18 protein-coding genes, 1 tRNA gene and 1 pseudogene are annotated in these 20,969 nt (G+C 45.7%); 13 read left to right on the top strand and 7 right to left on the bottom strand.

What is annotated here, in order from left to right:
* Together ACGHVY_RS06165 and ACGHVY_RS06170 are read left to right on the top strand one after the other, a co-directional pair.
* A pseudogene (locus tag ACGHVY_RS06165) lies at nucleotides 1-747 on the top strand (DNA adenine methylase).
* Nucleotides 748-909, top strand: a complete 162-nt coding sequence (locus tag ACGHVY_RS06170; protein ID WP_162832120.1) for a hypothetical protein — start codon at nucleotides 748-750, stop codon at nucleotides 907-909.
* 113 nt (nucleotides 910-1,022) lie between these two features.
* Here the strand turns inward: ACGHVY_RS06170 and ACGHVY_RS06175 are convergent, their stop codons facing one another.
* The 5 genes from ACGHVY_RS06175 to ACGHVY_RS06195 all read right to left on the bottom strand — a co-directional run bounded on the left by ACGHVY_RS06175 (nucleotide 1,023) and on the right by ACGHVY_RS06195 (nucleotide 5,060).
* Entirely contained in the window at nucleotides 1,023-1,748 is a 726-nt protein-coding gene (locus ACGHVY_RS06175; protein WP_008777107.1) for a toprim domain-containing protein, read from the bottom strand.
* A 148-nt stretch (nucleotides 1,749-1,896) separates the two neighbouring features.
* The gene (locus tag ACGHVY_RS06180) at nucleotides 1,897-3,705 is read right to left on the bottom strand and encodes a reverse transcriptase domain-containing protein (RefSeq protein ID WP_390597856.1); all 1,809 of its coding nucleotides are present in this window, start codon (nucleotides 3,703-3,705) and stop codon (nucleotides 1,897-1,899) included.
* Between the two features lie 571 nt (nucleotides 3,706-4,276).
* A complete protein-coding gene (locus tag ACGHVY_RS06185; protein ID WP_008777106.1) occupies nucleotides 4,277-4,435 on the bottom strand; it encodes a hypothetical protein in 159 nt (52 codons plus the stop codon).
* A 16-nt stretch (nucleotides 4,436-4,451) separates the two neighbouring features.
* Nucleotides 4,452-4,811 (bottom strand): M23 family metallopeptidase, encoded by a 360-nt coding sequence (locus ACGHVY_RS06190; protein ID WP_287816410.1) that lies wholly within the window; start codon nucleotides 4,809-4,811, stop codon nucleotides 4,452-4,454.
* A 117-nt stretch (nucleotides 4,812-4,928) separates the two neighbouring features.
* Nucleotides 4,929-5,060 carry a hypothetical protein gene (locus tag ACGHVY_RS06195; RefSeq protein WP_262887391.1) on the bottom strand — a complete coding sequence of 44 codons (132 nt, stop codon included), beginning with the start codon at nucleotides 5,058-5,060 and terminating at the stop codon, nucleotides 4,929-4,931.
* 74 nt (nucleotides 5,061-5,134) lie between these two features.
* Between ACGHVY_RS06195 and ACGHVY_RS06200 the strand changes: the two genes are divergently transcribed.
* The 10 genes from ACGHVY_RS06200 to ACGHVY_RS06245 all read left to right on the top strand — a co-directional run bounded on the left by ACGHVY_RS06200 (nucleotide 5,135) and on the right by ACGHVY_RS06245 (nucleotide 17,408).
* Nucleotides 5,135-6,277: a DUF4099 domain-containing protein gene (locus ACGHVY_RS06200; protein ID WP_347020537.1), complete on the top strand. Its 1,143-nt coding sequence runs from the start codon at nucleotides 5,135-5,137 to the stop codon at nucleotides 6,275-6,277.
* Between the two features lie 4 nt (nucleotides 6,278-6,281).
* Nucleotides 6,282-7,706 (top strand): DUF6047 family protein, encoded by a 1,425-nt coding sequence (locus tag ACGHVY_RS06205; RefSeq protein WP_390597859.1) that lies wholly within the window; start codon nucleotides 6,282-6,284, stop codon nucleotides 7,704-7,706.
* 4 nt (nucleotides 7,707-7,710) lie between these two features.
* Complete coding sequence (locus ACGHVY_RS06210) at nucleotides 7,711-8,526, top strand: DUF6047 family protein (RefSeq protein WP_390597861.1); 816 nt, start codon at nucleotides 7,711-7,713, stop codon at nucleotides 8,524-8,526.
* A 4-nt stretch (nucleotides 8,527-8,530) separates the two neighbouring features.
* Entirely contained in the window at nucleotides 8,531-9,994 is a 1,464-nt protein-coding gene (locus tag ACGHVY_RS06215) for a DUF6047 family protein (RefSeq protein ID WP_390597863.1), read from the top strand.
* Between the two features lie 11 nt (nucleotides 9,995-10,005).
* Nucleotides 10,006-10,224, top strand: a complete 219-nt coding sequence (locus ACGHVY_RS06220) for a hypothetical protein (RefSeq protein ID WP_390597865.1) — start codon at nucleotides 10,006-10,008, stop codon at nucleotides 10,222-10,224.
* A 116-nt stretch (nucleotides 10,225-10,340) separates the two neighbouring features.
* Nucleotides 10,341-11,435: a DUF6047 family protein gene (locus ACGHVY_RS06225; RefSeq protein WP_390597867.1), complete on the top strand. Its 1,095-nt coding sequence runs from the start codon at nucleotides 10,341-10,343 to the stop codon at nucleotides 11,433-11,435.
* A gap of 21 nt (nucleotides 11,436-11,456) precedes the next feature.
* Nucleotides 11,457-13,223 (top strand): DUF6047 family protein, encoded by a 1,767-nt coding sequence (locus ACGHVY_RS06230; RefSeq protein ID WP_250701626.1) that lies wholly within the window; start codon nucleotides 11,457-11,459, stop codon nucleotides 13,221-13,223.
* An 11-nt stretch (nucleotides 13,224-13,234) separates the two neighbouring features.
* Nucleotides 13,235-14,440 (top strand): DUF6047 family protein, encoded by a 1,206-nt coding sequence (locus ACGHVY_RS06235; protein ID WP_390597869.1) that lies wholly within the window; start codon nucleotides 13,235-13,237, stop codon nucleotides 14,438-14,440.
* Entirely contained in the window at nucleotides 14,440-15,309 is an 870-nt protein-coding gene (locus ACGHVY_RS06240; RefSeq protein ID WP_390597870.1) for a hypothetical protein, read from the top strand. Before ACGHVY_RS06235 ends, ACGHVY_RS06240 begins: the two co-directional genes overlap by 1 nt.
* A gap of 209 nt (nucleotides 15,310-15,518) precedes the next feature.
* Entirely contained in the window at nucleotides 15,519-17,408 is a 1,890-nt protein-coding gene (locus tag ACGHVY_RS06245) for a DNA topoisomerase (protein WP_390597872.1), read from the top strand.
* Between the two features lie 157 nt (nucleotides 17,409-17,565).
* On the opposite strand, the gene ACGHVY_RS06250 is transcribed toward ACGHVY_RS06245, so the two are convergent.
* Complete coding sequence (locus tag ACGHVY_RS06250; RefSeq protein ID WP_390597874.1) at nucleotides 17,566-18,786, bottom strand: site-specific integrase; 1,221 nt, start codon at nucleotides 18,784-18,786, stop codon at nucleotides 17,566-17,568.
* Between the two features lie 241 nt (nucleotides 18,787-19,027).
* A tRNA-Lys gene (locus ACGHVY_RS06255) sits at nucleotides 19,028-19,100 on the bottom strand.
* 121 nt (nucleotides 19,101-19,221) lie between these two features.
* Here ACGHVY_RS06255 and ettA point away from each other — a divergent pair.
* Nucleotides 19,222-20,913 (top strand): energy-dependent translational throttle protein EttA, encoded by a 1,692-nt coding sequence (ettA, locus tag ACGHVY_RS06260; protein WP_303875390.1) that lies wholly within the window; start codon nucleotides 19,222-19,224, stop codon nucleotides 20,911-20,913.
* The last annotated feature ends 56 nt before the right edge of the window (nucleotides 20,914-20,969 follow it).

Consider the following 20,969-nt stretch of genomic DNA (forward strand, 5'->3'; position numbering starts at 1 on the left):
ATGGAAAAAGTAAAGAAAAGTTCTCCGGCTGGTCTGCCGGGAAAACCCTGCTTCCCTTGGGTGGGAGGCAAAAGAAGACTGCTCCCCGTACTGATCGAATCGCTTCCGAAAGACTTCGGGCAGATGGATACATACGTAGAACCGTTTGTCGGCGGCGGTGCCCTGTTCTTCTGAATAAGACAAACCTATTCTGAAATCCGCTGCGTCATCAATGATTCCAACGAGAGCCTGATCAATGTCTACCGCGTCATCAAGGAGTCCCCGGAAGAGTTGATCGGGGTACTTTCCCGGATACAGGAGGAATACATCGCATTGGAAGAACATGCCCGAAGAAAAGCCTACTTCATGGAGAAACGTACCTATTACAATGAAGGTACCCCGGATAACATCACCCGTGCAGCCCTGTTTATCTTCTTTATGCGCACTTGCTATAACGGCATCTACTCCGTGAACCGTAAGGGAAAGCTGTCCGTCACTTTCGGTTTCGGGGGAAGGGTGAAACTGCTGGAAGAGGAACTGATCCGTTTTAACCATAAGCTGTTGCAGGATGTCATTATTCTGGACGGTGACTACCGGCAGACGGGAGAATACATCGGAAGCAAGTCGTTCTTCTATTTTGACCCGCCTTACAAGCCGGTCAATGAGAGCAATGCCTGCACCTCGTATATGCCGCAGGACTTCGGGGACGAAGAGCAGGTCACCCTGGCAGATTTCTGTAAGGAAATAGACGACGCGGGTGGCAAATGAATGCTTTCCAACTCCGATCCCCGGCAGAAGAATCCGGAGAATACCTTCTTCGACGACCTCTATGCCGGTTTCCATATCCAGCGGATCAGTATCTTCCGTTCCATTTGCTCCATTGCCGAGAAGAGGGAAACGGTCAACGAGCTGCTGATTAGAAATTACTAAAAACAGCTATCCGGAAGTTAACCGGAGGCTGAAATAATAAAGAGAGCCAAATCTGTTTAACCGGATTTGGCCCTCTTTTTATGCTTTAAGCGGTGACAGCTTTGTTATAATTTTCAACCGTGCTGTTTCGTTTGCGACCTTTCCTTGGTGGAAGTGTTTCCGGCATGGCGTTGCCGGTTCTCCGGAACCATCTTCTTTCCCAGCAGGTAATCATTCAGGTCATTATATTCCGCATAACAGTCCGACTTGTCCTTAACCGGACATCCGGCTTCTGTCATTTGGCAGAATGCTTGCTTTCCTGCAGGATCATTATCCAGTAGACAGAAAGCACTCTTATATTCTTTTAATATCGGGATAGCCTTGTCTACATTGCTGACCGAATTTAATACGATATAATCGGCAGGCTGCCCGCTGCCGGGGCGCATTGATTTGAGTGTGAGGTATGACAGGTAGTCCATGAAACCTTCGACTACGATACAATGGTCGCCGCCGTTTTTAATATGTGTAATCTCCTTGGGAGAGATGCTCCCTTTCAGGTATTTGTTGCGGATCTCATACCCGCCGCTCCGGTTGGCAAAGGCCACGGCAAAATACCATTTGCCCTTGTTCTCGAAATGCACTTCCTTGCAAGTCTTCCGGGCAATTTCGGCTAAAATACCTCTTTCCTTGAGATAATCCAGCAAGACCGGGTTCGTCAGCGGATCAACGCGTACCTGCCGGTAACCGGCAGCCTGCGGCTCCGGCTTCCTGACAGAGGCGGCAGGCCGGAAAGCAGCCGGGAAATGTCCCTCTATCGCTTTTAATGCATAAGAGATATTCTTCGTCTTTTGTAGCTCCATCGTCAGGGTGATGATGTCCCCTCCTTGTCCGATACGTAGGCTCGGTACAGAACGCCTTACTGCCTTTCGGCAGTAGGTTTTCCCGTACCTGCCCCCAAACCGTACTTGCATGTCTCCACGCATACGGCTCTCCGTTGATAACATGACTTTATTTAGCATGGCTGTGTATTTTGGCATAACACTTTTCACAGACAACCAATGTCTTCCTATGCTTTTCAAGCATCAGCCTGTCGCATTCAGTTTTTCCTTTAAGCTGATTTAGCTTTCTGACATGACGCATGACTACAGGCCCGACTTTTCCACATAATTCACATGTTCTCGCATCCAATCGCTCAGTAAGCGTCGGCTGTGGAATTGCGATTGTGTAGGATAAGTCGTTTACCTCCGTATAGTACATTGGTGGTTTACGTTTGAATCCCTCATTATAGAATTTCCTGTACCGTAATTTACCTTTTGCATCCTGATATGGCACTATAATGTCATTCCCAACCTTATATTTGTCAATGACTTTGCTTACAGTGCTATTGGTTTTTCCTGCAATGGTATGGTACATACTGTACTCCATGATGTATCCAAACTTTGAGAGCGCGTATGCCACGTTGTTGGCAATGCAGTAGTAGTTGTAGAACCCTCTGATTTCAGAGTTATATGCCGCCACTATGTCCTCGATTTTCTTCTTCATAAGATTGCCTCTGAACTTTGCAAACCAAACTTGTCGGCCATTTTCTACCTTGTATCTGATGGCGCTGTATTCTTCCAGTTTGTTCCGCACCGTTTCTATGGCGACCTTTAGGACTATCTTACCGTTGTAATAACGGGCTGGCACATTGTTCTTGTCCCGCTTGACAGCATCAGACTTACGGACTGAAACATCGAAGCCAAGAAATTTCGCGGGCTTTTGTGCGTTTGTTATCAATGTCTTTTCCTGTGACAGTTCCAACTTGAGGTTTTCTTCCATATACTTGGTAATGTCCGACTTGATTTTAACGCACTCTGCCTTGCTTCCGATAACACCTATGAGGAAATCATCTGCGTATCTTACGTATCGAAGCCTTCTGTATGTTTCATCCATACTGTCTCTGCTCTCAATCTTTTGCCTTTCACGTCTCAGTTTCTCATACTCATCCCTAAGCTGTAATCTGACATCTGCATCCTGTATGTTCTTGATGCTTTTAAGGATGCGTTGCATCTTATCGCTGAGTTGCTTGTATTCTTTGGTGATGTGTCTTTCTTTTCCCTTATTGAAGCGTAGGGCGTATTCTTCCATATACTTGTCAAAATTATCAAGATAAATGTTTGCCAGTATAGGACTGATATTACCGCCTTGTGGAGTTCCCTTGTTTGTATTATGAAACTTCCAGTCTTCAATATATCCCGCATTCAACAACTTGCGGATGAGCCTTAGAAATCTATCATCGGCAATCCGTTTCCGCAAAGTTGCAATCAATACATTGTGGTCTATGTTGTCGAAGAATCCTTTAATGTCTCCTTCCACAAACCATTTTGTACCTGTGAATGTCTTTTGGATATGGGTCAATGCGGTATGGCAGCTTCTGTTTGGTCTGAATCCATGTGAGGTGTTTGCAAACACCTCTTCATAGACGGCTTCAAGAATCATGCGCACCACCTCCTGTACAAGTTTGTCCTCAAAGGAAGGAATTCCAAGCGGTCTTTTCTTACCGTTTTTCTTGGGTATGTATATCCTTTTTGCCGGATTAGGCTTGTAAGACTCATCTCTCAAAGATGCAATGACTTTGTTTATTCTTTGAAGACTCATCCGATTGATGGTTTTCCCATCCGTACCGGGTGTCATATTGCCTGGTTTGGCGTAAATACGCTGGTAAGCAACATGAAACATCTCCTCATTGAATAAGATACGGTACAGCCTTTCGAACTTGTAATCCGAAACTTTACCATGCTTGTTTAAAGCTTTTAATACTTGCTCAGGACTTCTCATAATGTCTCGCACATTTTCCATTGTTTGTATTAAGTTATCTAACTGCTTCCCTTCGCCATGTACAAGGCTTTCCCTTGCTCGGACTACTACGGAAGCTCCGTTCCCATGTCAGATATTCAGGGTCCTATGCCCATAGCCTTACGGCATTCTGATTTAGGGAATCCCCATTTGCTTTCACAATAACTGTTTGGCTCGGCAGACTGTCGGATGCGACTTACGTTCCTATTCCACTTATTGTGGTTGCTCTGAAGCCAGTTCCTGCCCCATTGTAATTTCGGTTTACATGGGGTGCTTCAGCCCGACGTGAATCAAATACCTTTCGTCGGGGCTGGTACGTGTGCAGCAGAACTATCGTTCAACCAATCAGGCTTCATCCTTGTGTCTGTCTTTTCCTCTCGCCATGCAGTCGCAGCTTGGTATTTAGCTGACTAATGACTTTACCGAAATGCTTTTGTCACCTTTGGATTTCTCCTCCAGCTAAGTCGTTGAGGATAGGTCTGTTGAACTCTAACCTAATCTCTTGCCATAGAGATATTTATTGTGTAGCCTATATGGGCGCATCGAAATCATATCATAGGTTGCGGGATGTGCTCACCTTGAAAGAAGGTGTCTTCTCCTCACGGAAAGGAGAACAATACCAGATACTGTCCCCGTGTTGTCTGACCGGGGAAAATCCCATGCGCCGGAGATAATCCTCCAACGGAATGCGTTTAGCTTCTTCAATATTCATTGTATAACGAATTGGATTAATGGCTCTTTTTATAACGTGAATCCCTCAGTATCACCCATTGCAGGGGATTCTGCGGCTTCCCGTTTTTTCTCAGTTCAAAATGCAGGTGATTGCCGGTCGCGATACCGGTATGCCCGACATTGCCGATACGCCGCCCCATGTGGACAACGTTTCCCTTTTTCACGTACAATTTACTTAAGTGCGCATACAGCGTGGAAAAGCCACCCGCATGCCTGATTTCGACGTACCAGCCGTAACTGCTGCTGTACCGGGCTTCAACGACCTTCCCGTTTCCCGAAGCATAGACCGGCGTGCCATAAGGTGCGGCTATATCCACTCCGGCATGGAGTACCCTTTTCTTTCTCACCGGATGCATCCTTATTCCGAAACCGGAAGAGAGGGCAAACCTCCTCCGGCTCTCATTCAAGGGGAATATAATAGGATAATCAGCCAGTACGGTTACCGGCAACCGGCTGTTTCATACGAAAGATTTTCACTGCCGGGCGGAATGGATACGGCAGATGATTGAACTGAGTCCGCTTCTGAACTCCTTCGACGGGGATTGTGTAAAAGCCGGACATGACAATAAGTGACAGAACATGACAATCAATGACAACTTCTTCATAATCAATTTATTTAATGGCAAAGATAGTAATTTTACCCTTGCAAATGATTCATTAATCTTTAAAATTAACGTATATGGACAATGTAAACTTAGCCCCTGAAAACAACGGAGCAACTCAGGAACACGGGTATCTGATGGCATATGACAAGAAAGAGCAGAAAGCCAAAGGAGTAAAAGGAATCGCAGCGAATGGCGAACTGGAAACGCTCGAAGCCAATGAAGCGGACAAAGGCCAGTTCATCAAGGTGGACCAGAGAGGTAACTTCTTCACCAACTTCGGAAAGAACTTTCTCTACCATTACAACAATCCGGGACGTTACTCCTTGTACAACATCCCGAAAGAAACACCTGTAGAGCAGGCCAAAGAAAAAATAGAGGCAGCGCAGCTACCACAGAACGAAGCGGTAAGAAAAGAGCTGGCTTCGACCAGGGTGTATAACAACCACCGTTATAATGAACGGGAAATCAATTGGGAACAGGCTGCCAGATATGGCATTACCCCGGATGTCCTGAAAAATTCGAAGGACAGTCTTGAAAGGATGTTGCAAGGGAAATCTTCCGCTGTAGCCTTCCATATAGCCAAACCTTCCGAGCTGGGTCGTGAAAGTGGTGATGCTAAACTCTCCCTGTTCCGTGATGAGAACGGTGTGGTCAAGTTTGACATCCATTATATCCGTCAGGCTCCCAAAGTGGGTGAAGATTACAGGGGATACACATTGACGGAGGACGATCTCAAGACATTAAACCAGACCGGCAACCTGGGTAAAACAGTCGACATGGTCATTGATTACCGCACCAAGGAAACCAGGCCCTGCTACCTTTCCAAAGACCCGGTAACGAATGAATTGTTTCACATGCCCGTAGAGCAGGTACGCGTTCCCCGCAAGGTAAAAGATTATACGCTTTCCCCATCAGAATATGAAGCCGCCTTACGTGGAGAGGAAGTGCCTATCCGTTTCAAGTCCAATAACGGGAACTATTATACCACATCCATTCAGATGAGTGCCGCCGAGCGGGGTGTTGAATTCCTCTGGGAAAGAAGCACCAAGAAGCTGGAAGAGGGGCAGAAACAGATACAACAGCAGGTCAGCAACGGTGAGCAGCAGACAAACGGGCCGGTACAAATAGCCGGGAAGCCTTTGAAAAAGGAAGAAGCCTCCCGGCAAGCGGAAAAGAAAACACGTACCCGCAAGCCGTCCATAATCCCTAAAATGTAATAATATGGCAGCCTATCTTTCTGATGACCCCAAGCAGCTGGACGAGCTTTTCAAGAAAGACGGTGAAGGCTATCTTCTTGTCGGTTATGAAACCGGCAAGGAGAAACCTCATGCGGAATCCTCCTATATACTCTATTCTGCCGATCCCGACAGGCAAGACCCTGTTTATACATTCATGGCTCTGTTCAGCCGGGAAACGATAAAAGCCAAATATGCCGCTTTTGTACCGGATACCCGTCTGGAAATCTATTCATTCCCGAAAATGACGGATGTGCCTGTCCTTACAGGGGATATTGCCAAGAAAGAATATATCAACCGGTTCTTTCTGCCCTATGTCCGTGAGAAGGGACTGGTTCCCCTGATAAGCACCAATCTGAGGAATGTACTGTTTGCACAGTCACGCAGCGACATCCTCATGGAATCCGGCGAGCTACCCAAGTTGACGGCAGAGCAATTGGATGGGCTGCTCCAGTTTCACAGGAAGCAGGATGAACGGGCTGTCCGATATGACTATAACCCGGTTTATAAATTACCCTTGCATGCTGTGAAAACTTCCAAAGGAATCCTGTTCTTCAGTGATACCCAAACTGGACGGGATGGATTAAAAAATTTTTATCAGCAACTATCCGACAACTATTTCCGGGTCCATAGTGAACCCGGTCCCGTCAGGCAATACCAGGTCAACAGGCTGTCCGATGATATCTGTCCCTTGGTGGATGCCTGTTACCGGAAGAACCCTCAAAACGGGAAAGGGGAATATGACTTTGATGAAACCATCTTCTCAAAAGATGCTTTCCGTGACCGGAACCGGTGGAGGCAGACATTTGAAACGAATATGGAGCCGACCGCTTCTGAATTCCTTCGCCTGACAGAATTTGCCGGATGCCCTGCAAACCGTAACAATGCGGATATCAGCAAACTGCTGTATTTGATAGAAAACGGATTCAAGCGTGACCTTGTGGCTGATCCGGCTTTCGGATGCTGGAATGTATTTCAAGAGTATGTCACCCGGATAGACAACTGCATCAACGGACAATCCTCCGGTCTGAATTTGGCCGATGTGCTGGATGAAATGCGCCAAAAAGCGGAGAATATTCTCCAAACGGAATTCGATGTAAGGGGACACCGTACATTGGAAAGGGCACTGAATGACAAAAGCGTTCCGTTTCTCATTGGGGGAGCCGATGCCAGCCAGGCCATGAGACAAGCCCTTCTGGAAGGCAAATGGATCTACTCTTCCAAAATCTCCGAATCAATGCCCGGTTTGCACTTTCTCCATGCCGACAAGAAATGTAACCGGGTAATGGCATACTCCAAATCTCCGGCAGGTAAAGCTGTGTATCAGGAGAAAAACGGCAGAATCATCCCATATACCGCCGCTTTGAAAAAAGAAACAAAAACGAAAAAGAACAATTCCCCTAAATTATAAAATTATGAAGCAACCCGAACAATCCTATACAGCCATAGAAACCGCTGACGGCTTTTTGTTCTTCACCCATACGGCGGAAGGGCAGGCAAACATGCGGAAATTCCTGCAGCTTGTGGCGGACCATTACTTTGATCCCCATTTCAACCTCGGTCCCGTTCATGTTTACAGGGCAGAAAGCATCCTCCGACAGGGGCCGTCTGTCAATCCGGGCGGGAACCTGTTCACTGAATATCCTTACCTGAAGATGGACAGACTCCCAAAGATGGAGCTGGCATACCGTAATGAGATGAAGCCTACCCCGGAAGATTTCCGCAGTTTCTGCCACACTGCGCACTGTGACATCAGCCACCGCAACTGTAATATTATTGATGCGCTGGATGCGATGGCGGACAAGGAACGCACAGTTACCGAACTCTCCCGTCGACCCGCGACACCGGAAATACGTGAACAGATAGAGGAAAACAGCCGTGATAAGGACGAGCTGGATAAACTCCTCAAGCGGTTCTACGACGTACGCGGACACCGGACGGTCGAAAGGATTCTCAGTGACCCGATGGACAGTGTCATGGTAGACGGTGTTCGCCTCTTTACCCCTCACCGGCAGGTATTGCAGGCGGGACATGTGCTCTTTCTGCCCGCAGAGGCAAGGGACAACCCGTCCCATTCCTATGCATGGGTGAATGGGGATTTCTCCCGGATCGTATTCTCTAAAGAACCGCCTGCAAACAAGCAGGTATTCAAGGTGAAAGCAGTTATCGAAAAGGCTTTGGATAAAAAGCGGGACGTGAAAAAGAAAAAAAGCACCCACCCTAAACTGTAGAAACATGGACAAGAGAGACCAAATGGAAAATTCATTTTTCGATCCCGAAAGACCGGGCAGCATATTCATTGCGATAGACCGGTATCACCATTATACACCGTTACCGGGCAACTCACTCAGGTTCGTCGAAGGAAACCAAAGGGAGGTAACGGATGCCGCCTTTCATAAGTTCCTGTCGGACAATGTCAACGAAGTCAAAAGCTGTACGTATGTGCCGGATGTGGAGATGGTACGGTATGACCTGAATTGGATGAGGGATGTGCCGTCACCGGATACACACATGCCTTTGGACAAGTATATCCGGCAGGAGCTGTTGCCTTACTTGCAGCGGAGCTTCCAGTACCCTTCCCGTCAGATCTCACTCTCGGACGCTGTCTACTGCTTCAGATATAAAGGAGATACCGATTGCAGCATCCTGAAAAAGTCTTTCGTGCAGGAAGCCGATTATATGAGTTTCCGCAGATCCCAGGACGAAAGGCAGAAAATCTACCGGGGAGAGGCGAATTTCCGGACACCGCTGAAAGTGGTGGAGAATGACTTCGGGTATCTGATATTCTCCGGCAATGAAATCGGAAAAGAAGGATTCAGGGAATGTTTGCAGCATATCATCGACCATTACTTCGATCCGCATTACGACATCGGCCATCTGGGTGTCTATGAATATCCGTATGTAACGGAAGAGCTGGCAGCCCATATTGACGCATCCTACCGGATCGACCATGCCCGGCAGCTGAATAATTCTTTTGAATTCCAGCGTGAGAACCACGTGCCCCAATCCAAATTGCCGGACAAGTTTATTAATGGGCTGACTCCTCTATTTTACAGCCCGATGGAAACGACGGCTGACGGATTTATGGAACTGGCTGACAAATTCCATTTCGATCCGGACGTACGTGCGCAAATCATCCCTTCCAACCGGGATATTTACCGGCTGCTGACCGTGATGAAGAACGGTTATATGAATATTCATGAGCAGCCGTTCACCTACTTTAAGGAGCTACTGCCAGTTGCCCGGAAACTCGAAAGGATAACGCAGGTACGATCAGCGGCTGATTTCGATAGGAAGGAATTCAAACAAGCCTCCATGGAAATCCGGGAGGCCGCCGACAGCATTCTGAAAAGGGATTTCGATGTGAGGGGGCACCGTTCCCTCAAGAACATGCTGGATGATCCGATGGTGGAATTTACTGTGGGGAACCGGAGGCTGAATGACGTGCAGAAATCAGTATTGTCTTCCGGTTATGCGCTTTATATCCCGGAGAACAACCGGGAAGCGGTCAGACACCTGCAATACTGCATGGCGGACTTCGGTCAGAACCGGATGAAGAACTCATCCGAGCCTTTTCCCGTCAAGACCTATACCTTGAAAGAGGGACTTCTCCATCCGCTACCCACGGATATAAATAAAAAGCCGAGGGCCGTCAAAAAGCCGGAGAACCAAAAACGAAAGACCAACCGTTTAAAATAATAACAGGAAATATGATACCCAAAAGTCAGATTTATATCGGGGCATGGATTGTAGAGAACGATCCGGAAGAACAGGCCCCCATTCCCTATAAAGGGAAAGTCATCACCAGCAAGGAAACTGGAAAAGGAGAGATGGACTATTTTGTCTGCATCCGGCTGGATGACGAATCCATGAAGCAAAAAAGAATCTCCCTTTGCTGCCCGGAAAAGATCATGGTCTGTTTTCCATGAGCCATAGACTTGGAGGAAAAGCAGGAGGTGGAGCATAAGATAAAAAATGAAAAAGCTACCGGCCCGTCGAAAGGGCGTAAACTCTCTTCATCATTCACTTTATAAATCAGAAGAATATGAATACAAACGATACCATTCTTTTTAATGTAAACGACGGACTGGGCAAAGTGGTTGATTACAGCCATATATCCGGAGAGAACCAGGATATGCTGTGCGGCAATTACCTGAGGGAGCAGGCGGAACTCGCACTGGGCGGGACCTATATCCCGGAAGAAACCATCTATTGTCTCCAAATGGACAAAGACATCGATATGGATATTCCTTCCGTCATACATGAAGTCATGTATAACGGGGAATTGGAGGAACTCCCTTCCATTTCGCTCAGAAGTCTTGTTTTCGCCCATGAAATCTCTGCAGGGGGATTACCCATACACATGTTTGATACGGTTGCTCTGCTGGAAAGGATAAATGACAGTGCCGACACAGCAAAAGTACTGGAGGCATACATACACTATCATTCGGAAAAGATGGACAATACCCGGGAGAGAACCGTTACCGCCATACAAAGCGGGAACGGTGTGCTTTTATTCGATGATACCGGAAGGGGAATCCACTGCATGGAACGGTATCTGCAATATCTGGCAGACAATTATTTCTCATCAGCATTGAGAGGTGTTGACTCCCTTGATATCTATTATTTCAGCACCGCCAACAATATCATAGTGGAAGATTCCAGACAATGCGCCGCCATGTTCACACCGGAGATGCCACACTGTTTCATCCCCTCGGAAGCTGTCTATTATCCAAAGGATCTCATGAAAGACCATTCTCCATCCGTCCGGTGTTTCATGAAACCCGACAAAAGCGATTATGATAATTTCTTAAGCAGGTTCAATCTGGATAGAAGCGAACTCATGACGGATATTGCCCGTCTGGATGAAATCTACAAGAATGGCATTGACATCTCCAAACTCGGCTACGGGTTTATCCATGAAAACAGCTTTGAGAAAATACTGGATAAACTGACGCACTCCTACTTGAAAAAATCGGAGCATTCACCACTTTCCGAGGCCCTCCAAAAAACGGCAAAGGATGTGGCCGGAAGAATCTTGCAAACAGAATACAATGTCCGGGGATACGAACCTTCCAAACCGGAAAAGAAGGAGGCGAAAAAAGAAGCAAGAAAGAAATCCGGATTAATCAAATTATAATCATTAATAAAAAGAAAAAACATGAAACAGAAAAATACCGAACTCATCCTTCATTTTTTTGTTGCTCAGGACTCCAAAGGAAAACCCCGGCAACTGGAAATACACCTGATACCGGAGAAAGAAGTATCGATGGCAAATCAAAGATTTACCGAATATTTACGGCGGCAAAGGGAAATGTACAAACTATCTCTCGTTCAAAGCCACCTGCCTGATCTTGATTTGTGTCGTTATCAGTTTCCCTCAGGAGTAATCTGCCCGGATATCCGTCCCTTTGACAAGGATAACAGCCTGGTACCTAAATTTATCAGTGAGAACGGAGGAAGCATGCAGAACAATGTCCCACTCAGAGGATTGGAATACCTTTATTCACGCGATGCAGAAAAAAGCCTGCCCATGCTGGTATCCAGCGGGCTTGCGGACCATCTACTTGTACAACCGGAGGCCAAACGTTTCGCATTGGCACAGAATACCCTCCATGATGATCCGTCGGAAACCCTGACCGCTGTAGAAACCGCAAAAGGAGTGCTTTTGTTTGAATATTCCGGTTACGGAAAGATGTGCTGCCATTCCTATATGCAACATCTGGCCGACCATTTTTTTATTACGGACGAAGATAAACCGGAGTTTGTCAACCTGTACAAACTGGCTAATCAGAATGTAGAGGCTATAAAGGCGTTTCAGACATCCACCAATCCCTTCTCATTATATACAAACGATTTTATACAGGATAAAGCGCAATATCTGGATGCGACTATCTTGAGAAATGCACGACTGGACAGGAGCCATCGCATAGAACCGACATTTGACGCTTATGACAAATTCGCGTCCTCCTATGGAATAGTCACAAGTATCGCAAATGCCCAGATACTCCGGCTGCTGTCTTTACAAGAAACAGCCGGAATTTATGGAATAGATTATATAACCGGACAAATTCCGTTCATGCATAAGAACTCTTTTAACTCACAGTTTAATGCGTTACAGAATATTCCGGCAGAAAACAAGGGTGAACAGGAGAAGGTAAAAGCATTGATCCGTGATCAGGCAGCCTACATTTTAAAACGTGATTATGGAATTTCACCGGATAACCGGCAGAATAGAGAGATAGAGCCCGTCATCTCCATACAGACTCCCAAAGGTGCCGTTTACCTGCCTGCCACGGATGAAGGAGCTGTCTACAAACAATGCTATTTGCAATATCTGGCTGACCGGTTCTTCACTCCGGAAGTACAGGCTCTGGAACGGATCAGGGAATTCTACATTTCCAATCCGAACCATAGCACGGAACATTATATGCAGAAGCATCTGAGCTTTTTCCAATCCAATCCTTTCTATGGGGAATTGGCGAAAATGCCATTGTATCCCATAGAGCAATCCGAACTGCTGAAAAAAGGCGGCTATCCCATAGAACCGACTTATCATGCCTTCAAACAATTCACGGAAGATTACCATTTATCGATAACGTCGAAGAATGCAGAGATATTCAATCTGCTCTTCATACGGGAATACGGTCTGCCGGCAGATTTCAATTCCAATGAGAGTTATAGAGAATTCGCCTACAAAGGTGATTTCAAACCGCTGGATCAGGAAATGTCCGAACTTCAATCCCAAAAAGGATATAGTGAAAAAGCATTCTATAATATCCAAAACAGACAGCAGCAACTTGCTGACAAGATACTTGGTCTGGCATATAAACTGACTTGTCCGCCATTGCAACTGACCGGACCGGCGACATCGGAAAAGAAAAAGGCTGTTCCCCGTCGTAACAAGTCACATAATCCCCGTATCTAAAACTGATTGTCATGCCTGTATGGATGGAAAAAATAAAAGACAGATTAACCGAAAAAGAAGATTTGAAAAGCCTGTTTATCGAGTTGCTGCCAGATAACCGGGTATCGACTGTCATGGTCGTATCGTATGTCCCGACGGATAAAGACTCTTTTCCGGTATTTATGGATCTTGTCGCCCGGATAGCCATGGATCAGAAAACGGTGCCGGATAACCTTTTGCTGCATTTTGAGGGAATACCTGCCAAGGACATTCCTTTCACCAGCAAACTGCCGGTAAAAGACAGTGAAAAAGCCCTTCGTTTCATCGTTTCTCACGGAGGTATCACAGAAAACAATTCTGTTCCTCTGCGGAAAGCGGCCTACCTGAGAGCATGCCAAAAGGAACTGACGGTAGCAAATTTCCAGGCACTGGACCACTCACTGGGCTATAAGCGTTTTGTTGTGTATGAGGATGCAATGGAAAAGGTCGTATCAGGGAAACAGGCCAAACAATTCTATACCATCGTTGAAACGGAACAAGGTATCTGGGTATTCAATGACGGACTATCAGGAACAGTAGGGTTTAGGGATTACCTGCAATCAATAGCGGACAACTTCTACTCCAATTCTCTGCAGGATGTGGAATCGTTGAATATCTACCGGATAGAAACTGTATCACGCCGGATGCTGGAACTCTCCAACGGGAATCAAACCTCCATGCCGCAAGCGGCAATGGAAATTTTGGCGAATTACAAGCCGTCCGTCACTTTCGACATGCATCCTACAGGGAAAAACCTCGACCGGTTTATTACGGCTAACGCACTGGAACTCTCCGCCCGAAACTGGAATATCATGACTCTTCAGGATATAGCTGACAGAGGATATGCCCATTTACCGGCGGACGAATCGTTTGCCTATAAAAAGGATTTCTTACCCGTGGAGAAAAGTATCCGTGAGATTATCCGGCAAAAGGATCTGCGCCGGGATTATCCTTTTCAACAGAAGATGGATGAACTGCAAAACGCAGCCAAGTCATTGGCCGGGACACTGTTAAACCGGGATGGGGTCCGGAAGGATTATCAACGGACAATCCAGTCTGTTGGAGTTTCGAAGGATACTATACAGGTCCAAACAGCCGTGAAACTACATAACAAACCCGAATCTCCACGTGACAATGAAAAGAAAAAAGTCAAGACAAAAAACGCTTCTCCCCAAAAGCAGGCGAAGCCAAAATTATAGTGCTTATGGAATTGATAAATAACACATTCATTCCCGAAAACGAGATACCACGCAGCCGTAGGGATGCCGGAAGAAAAGCATTCCTGAAGACTTTCAGGAACCTGTTCACAAACCGGAACCCTTTCAGGAAATTCATGGACGCCTATCGTTTCAATACGATCCGCTGGAGTGCATCCAACCTTCACGAACCCTCATGGGGAAAACGGATCGGATTGTTCCTCCAGACGAGGAATCCGGTTGCCATCCTCCGGGATGAGTACCTGAACAACCGCAGTAGCCTGTTGAATAAATGGGAAGTATCCAACCTGAACCGCATCCAGACGGAGCTGGTTCGGATTGGCAGGATACCTCTTCAGGATAGGGACAGGAATACTTTCAAGAGCCTTGGCAGTATTGCAAAGAAGATAAAGCAACTGCAGGGATACGAAGGATGCCCCGATATGAGCCACGAAAAACAGCTCCTGGCGACATACAGATATATCCTATCTTCTCCCTTTGACCGGAAGTTCGGGGGATTGCCGCCCGATGAGATTTGTGGGATGCTCCGTCAGAACGGCCTGTCCGAATCGAACCTCCCTTACCAGAATTATGAAGGAATCCTGCAAGGGCGTGAAACGGTCATGTATGAGCTGGCAGCCAGAAAAAACGGGGAGAAATACCTCCAACCGGCAGACCTGGTAAAACTGGATGCCGGGATGACCGGATTCTCTATGGATTTAATCAGCCGTTTCCCGGCAAGGGAGACCTCCGTACCGAATCTGACGGAAGGCATACAGGTATCGGAGAAAAAAGAGAAACTCTCCGTACCCAAAGAACCGAAGAAGGTGAGGAAGGGAAAGACAAAGACCAAGAGTGTAAAAATAAAATAGTCATTCAACATTAAAAGATAACCAAGATGAAAACGATTTGCATCTGTGAAAAGCCGTCCGTGGCACGTAGCATCGCCCGAGTTCTGGGCGCAACGGAGAAACAGGAAGGATATTTGAGTGGAAACGGGTATGCCGTTACATGAACTTACGGCCACCTGCTGGCATTGGCCCTGCCTTCTGATTACGGTATCATCCATGCGGAAAAGGAGATGTTACCGATTATTCCCGATCCGTTCAAACTGGTTGTTCGCCAGGTAAAAACAGAAGAGGGCTATAAGGCTGATCCGTCGGCATTGAAACAATTGGATGTGATCCGTAAATTATTGAATCAGACCGATAGTGTGATCATTTGTACGGATGCAGCGCGTGAAGGGGAACTTATAGCCAGATATGTCCTTGAATATCTGGGGTACACCCAAGAAACCAAACGCCTGTGGATATCCTCACTCACGGAAAAATCAATACGGGAAGGGTTTAACAACCTTAAATCAAGCGGGGAGTTTGACAACTTGTATCGTTCCGCTAAAGCTCGGAGAGAAGCAGATTTCGTGATAGGTATTAATGCGAGCCTCGCGTTAAGCATGGCTGCCGGAAAGAGCAATTACTCCCTGGGCAGGGTGCAGACCCCGACACTTGCCATGATTTGCCGCCGCTATCTAGCCAACAGGGATTTTGTAGCCAAACCTTATTACCAACTGCAACTACGGACTACAAAGGCGGGGGAAGAACTTGTAATGACCTGTGCCGAAAAGTATGATACACCCCAGAAACTTGACATGGCTCGTAAAAAGGTCTATGAAGAGAAAACAGCCAAAGTGGTGCAGGTAGAAAAGAAGCAAGTATCGGAAGAAGCTCCACTACTTTACGATTTAACTGCCCTGCAGCAGAGTGCCAACACCAAACTGGGACTGACCGCGGAACAAACGCTGAACATTGCCCAGAAGTTGTATGAATTCGGCTACATTTCGTATCCACGTACCGGATCCGGTTATATTACAGAGGACATCTTTGAACAGGTTCCTTCTCTCATCGCTTTGCTGAAGCAACATCCCCATTTTGCACGTCATGCGGAGAATCTCTGTAACCGGACTTTGAACCACCACTGTGTGAACGATAGTAAAATGACAGACCACCACGGATTAATCATTACGGAGAACTTTCCTCAGAATCTCTCCCTCGACGAGCAGAATATCTATTCCATGATTGCCGGACGTATGCTGGAGGCATTCTCCGATAAATGCCTGAAAGAAACGGTTTCCATACAAGTGGACTGCAACAGTGTGCTGTTCGGCATAAAGGGATGCCAAATCAAGATTCCGGGATGGAGAGACATCTGCAATGGACCGGATGAAAAAGAAGAAGACCTTCTGCCGGAATTTCAGGAAGGAGAATCATTGCTTATTCTTGGCAGCGATACGTTGGTCAGAAAAACCAAGCCGCAACCGATATTCACCGAGGCAAGCCTGCTTGCGGCAATGGAAGGATGTGGCAGGGAGTTGAACGATGAGAAAGAAAGGGAGGCGATGAAGGACTCCGGGCTGGGCACACCGGCTACACGGGCTGGAATTATCGAACTGCTCATTGCCAGACATTATGTGGAAAGAAGCGGACGCTCACTGATACCCACTCCTAAAGGACTGGAAGTATATGGTATCGTAAAAGAGAAGATGATTGCCAATGTGAGCATGACCGGAAAGTGGGAATGTGCCTTGCATGAAATCGAAACCGGAGAAGTATCCACTAAAACATTCACGGAAAATATCAACTCCTACGCCCGGCAAATCACGTCCGAACTGCTTGCCATGAAACTCAAGTGTCCGGACTTGCCGCACTGCAGATGCCCCAAGTGTGGGGCAGAAACGATTACCGTTTTCAATAAGGTTGCCAAATGTGGCGATCCCGATTGCGCTTTTCTTTTGTTCCGGACCTTCAACGGCAGGGAACTGACGGACAACCAGATGCTCCTGTTGTTACAGGGAAAGCGCACCGGATATCTCAAGTTTATCAGCAAGAAGGGGAAAAAATATGAAGCTTCGCTGGAATTGGATGACAACTACAAGATTGATATTACATTCAAGGATAATAAACCAAAGAAATAGTCCATTGGCTTATGAAAAAAGAAATAGATGAGATACTAGATGAACTGAACTAGGAGCTAACACTCAATAAAGAGACGTGTGTTTGTTTAGATTCAGAGGGATATAACTTTCGAACAAGGGGAGGTCGCAAAAAACGACATCCCCTTTGATATCTTATTTATATGGCAAATTTATGCTTCATCACTTCCATTTCTTTGGAAACAGTAGTGTCTAAAACTTTTGCATAAATTTTTGTGGTTCGTATGTCTGAGTGTCCTAACATTCTAGCGATTGTTTCCATTGACACTTTATTTGCTAGAGCTATGCATGCAAACGTATGGCGTGCCACATGGGTTGTCAACTTTTTAGTAATTCCACACAGATCGGCAATTTCTTTCAAATAACTGTTCATCCGTTGGTTACAAGGTACAGGAAGCACCATGTTCTTTTGTACACAGATCGGATTGTTCTTATATTTTTCAACTATTAATGCGGGAATGTCAAGCAGCGGTATGTGACACATGTTATTTGTCTTTTCACGAGGCTTTCGAATCCAATTTTCCCCATTAGGACCTTTTGTAATATGCTCGGGACGTAAATGTTTTATATCTGTGAATGCTAATCCGGACAGGCAGCAAAAAACAAATATGTCGCGTACTATTTCTAAACGAGGTATCTTAAATTTTTTTTCCATAATAATATGTAGTTCCTCTTCGCTGAGAAACTCCCGATTAGATTGGGTTTGTTTGAACCTGATTCCGGAGAATGGATTATCCGTCATCCATTTATTTGTAAGTGCCAATATGATAATTTTCTTTAGGTTCTTTAAATATTTAACAGTTGCATTCTGTGCGCAATTTTTTTCTGTTTTGATAAAGAATTCGAAATTGGATATGAACTCATGGTTGATATTGTAAAGAGGAATATCGTTTAATTGATATTCTTTTTTCAAGAACTCCTCAAGATATCGTACGGTTCTCTCATAACGGAGCACTGTAGCTTTCACCACATCTTTCCCTATTAACTCACGATACTTTGTGTTGTGTTCTTTGAAAACTTCCAATAACATCTTGGGAGTTTGGCTCTCACCATAGAATAAATTCTTCAGAATTTCAGCAGTGATAGGTTTATCATCCTGCTCTAACTCACGATGAATACGAAGTACGCGGGTACGTACTGTTTCCAGATAGTGATTAAGTTCCAGATGCTTTCTGTCCTTACCAATCGCACATTCCCTTTGGGCATTCCACTTACCAATCTCCACACTACGCTTGATTTGAATTTCCGCGCGTTTCCCATTTACGGTTATTCTCAGACAGATAGGAGCCTCTCCGTTTTTCAATAATTTGGCCTTCTTGATGTAGAAAAGGACCGAAAAATAATTTCTTTTCATACTCATACACTTTAAAAGTTTAATGGTTCAAAGTTACTTTTAGAAGCGATGAATAGTATCACGTAAAATGCAGACAATCAGCGAATAAAACACCAATTCGGAGGACTAAAATTTGGAGGAATTTAAGTCCTCCGATTTCACCTGTATTAGGTGTTCCAATTTGCGGTAAAATGCAGGTTTGATATAAAATAAAAAGCTCTGATAAGTTTGATTATCAGAGCTTTATGCATTTTTGCTGTTTTAAAAGTGATCCGCCTGGGGCTCGAACCCAGGACCCCAACATTAAAAGTGTTGTGCTCTACCTGCTGAGCTAGCGAATCAATCCTTGTTTGCTTTCTTTCGAATGCGGGTGCAAAGGTAGAACATTTTTTTATAACTCCAAAAGATTTCAAACATTTTTCTTATCTTTGTGCCATTATCAACAATATACATTATTAATATATGGCTGCTGACGATAAAAAAATTATCTTCTCAATGGTGGGAGTGAGCAAAGCTTTCACTCCGAATAAGAATGTGCTGAAAGACATTTACCTGTCCTTCTTCTATGGAGCAAAAATCGGGATTATCGGTTTGAACGGTTCCGGTAAGTCTACTTTATTGAAGATTATCGCAGGTTTGGAGAAATCTTATCAGGGCGAAGTGGTATTCTCTCCCGGATACTCTGTAGGTTACTTGGCACAGGAACCTCATCTGGATGACACAAAAACAGTAAAAGAAGTAGTAATGGAAGGCGTGCAACCTATTGTTGACGCACTTACAGAATACGAAGAAATCAACCAAAAATTCGGCCTGCCCGAGTATTATGAGGATCAGGATAAAATGGATGCCCTCTTTACCCGTCAAGGCGAATTGCAGGATATTATTGACGCGACAGACGCATGGAATCTCGATAGTAAACTGGAACGTGCGATGGATGCCCTTCGCTGTCCGCCCGAAGACCAACCGGTAGTCAATCTTTCCGGTGGCGAACGTCGCCGTGTGGCTCTCTGCCGTCTACTCTTGCAGAAACCCGATATTCTGTTGCTCGATGAGCCTACCAACCACCTGGACGCAGAGTCTATTGACTGGCTGGAGCAACACTTGCAACAATACGAAGGAACAGTTATTGCCGTAACCCACGACCGTTATTTCCTCGACCACGTTGCCGGATGGATTCTCGAACTCGACCGTGGCGAAGGTATTCCCTGGAAAGGCAACTACTCTTCCTGGCTGGAACAGAAAACCAAACGTATGGAAATGGAAGAGAAAACAGTCAGCAAACGTCGCAAGACGTTGGAACGCGAGCTTGAATGGGTTCGTATGGCTCCGAAAGCCCGTCAGGCAAAAGGTAAAGCCCGTCTTAACTCTTACGATAAATTGCTGAATGAAGACGTAAAAGAGAAAGAGGAGAAACTCGAAATATTTATCCCGAACGGTCCTCGTCTGGGTAACAAAGTAATCGAAGCCAAACATGTAGCCAAAGCCTATGGTGACAAACTTCTCTTCGACGACTTGAACTTCATGCTTCCCCCTAACGGTATTGTCGGTGTAATCGGTCCCAATGGTGCAGGAAAAACTACTTTGTTCCGCCTGATTATGGGCTTGGATACAGTAGACAAAGGCGAATTTGAAGTAGGAGAGACTGTGAAAGTAGCTTATGTAGACCAGCAACACCGTGATATCGACCCGAACAAGAGCGTTTATCAAGTCATCTCCGGTGGTAATGAATTGATTCGTATGGGTGGACGTGATGTAAATGCCCGTGCCTACCTTTCCCGCTTCAACTTCTCCGGTGGCGACCAGGAAAAACTTTGCGGCGTCCTTTCCGGTGGTGAAAGAAACCGTCTGCATCTGGCGATGGCTTTGAAAGAAGAAGGTAACGTACTATTGCTCGATGAGCCTACCAATGACATCGACGTAAATACATTGCGTGCACTGGAAGAAGGTTTGGAAGACTTCGCAGGTTGTGCGGTAGTTATCTCCCACGACCGTTGGTTCCTCGACCGTATCTGTACACACATCCTTGCTTTTGAAGGAGACTCCAACGTATTCTACTTTGAAGGCTCTTATTCAGAGTACGAAGAAAATAAATTGAAACGTTTAGGAAATGAAGAGCCGAAACGTGTTCGTTATAGAAAGCTAATGACTGACTAGAATTCGGTTTTATATTGAAAGTAAATTTCTCACATTTGTAATAGAAAGAAAGCTCC

It is taken from the genome of Bacteroides sp. f07 (assembly GCF_042854785.1).
In the GTDB taxonomy this organism is placed as follows: Bacteria; Bacteroidota; Bacteroidia; order Bacteroidales; family Bacteroidaceae; genus Bacteroides.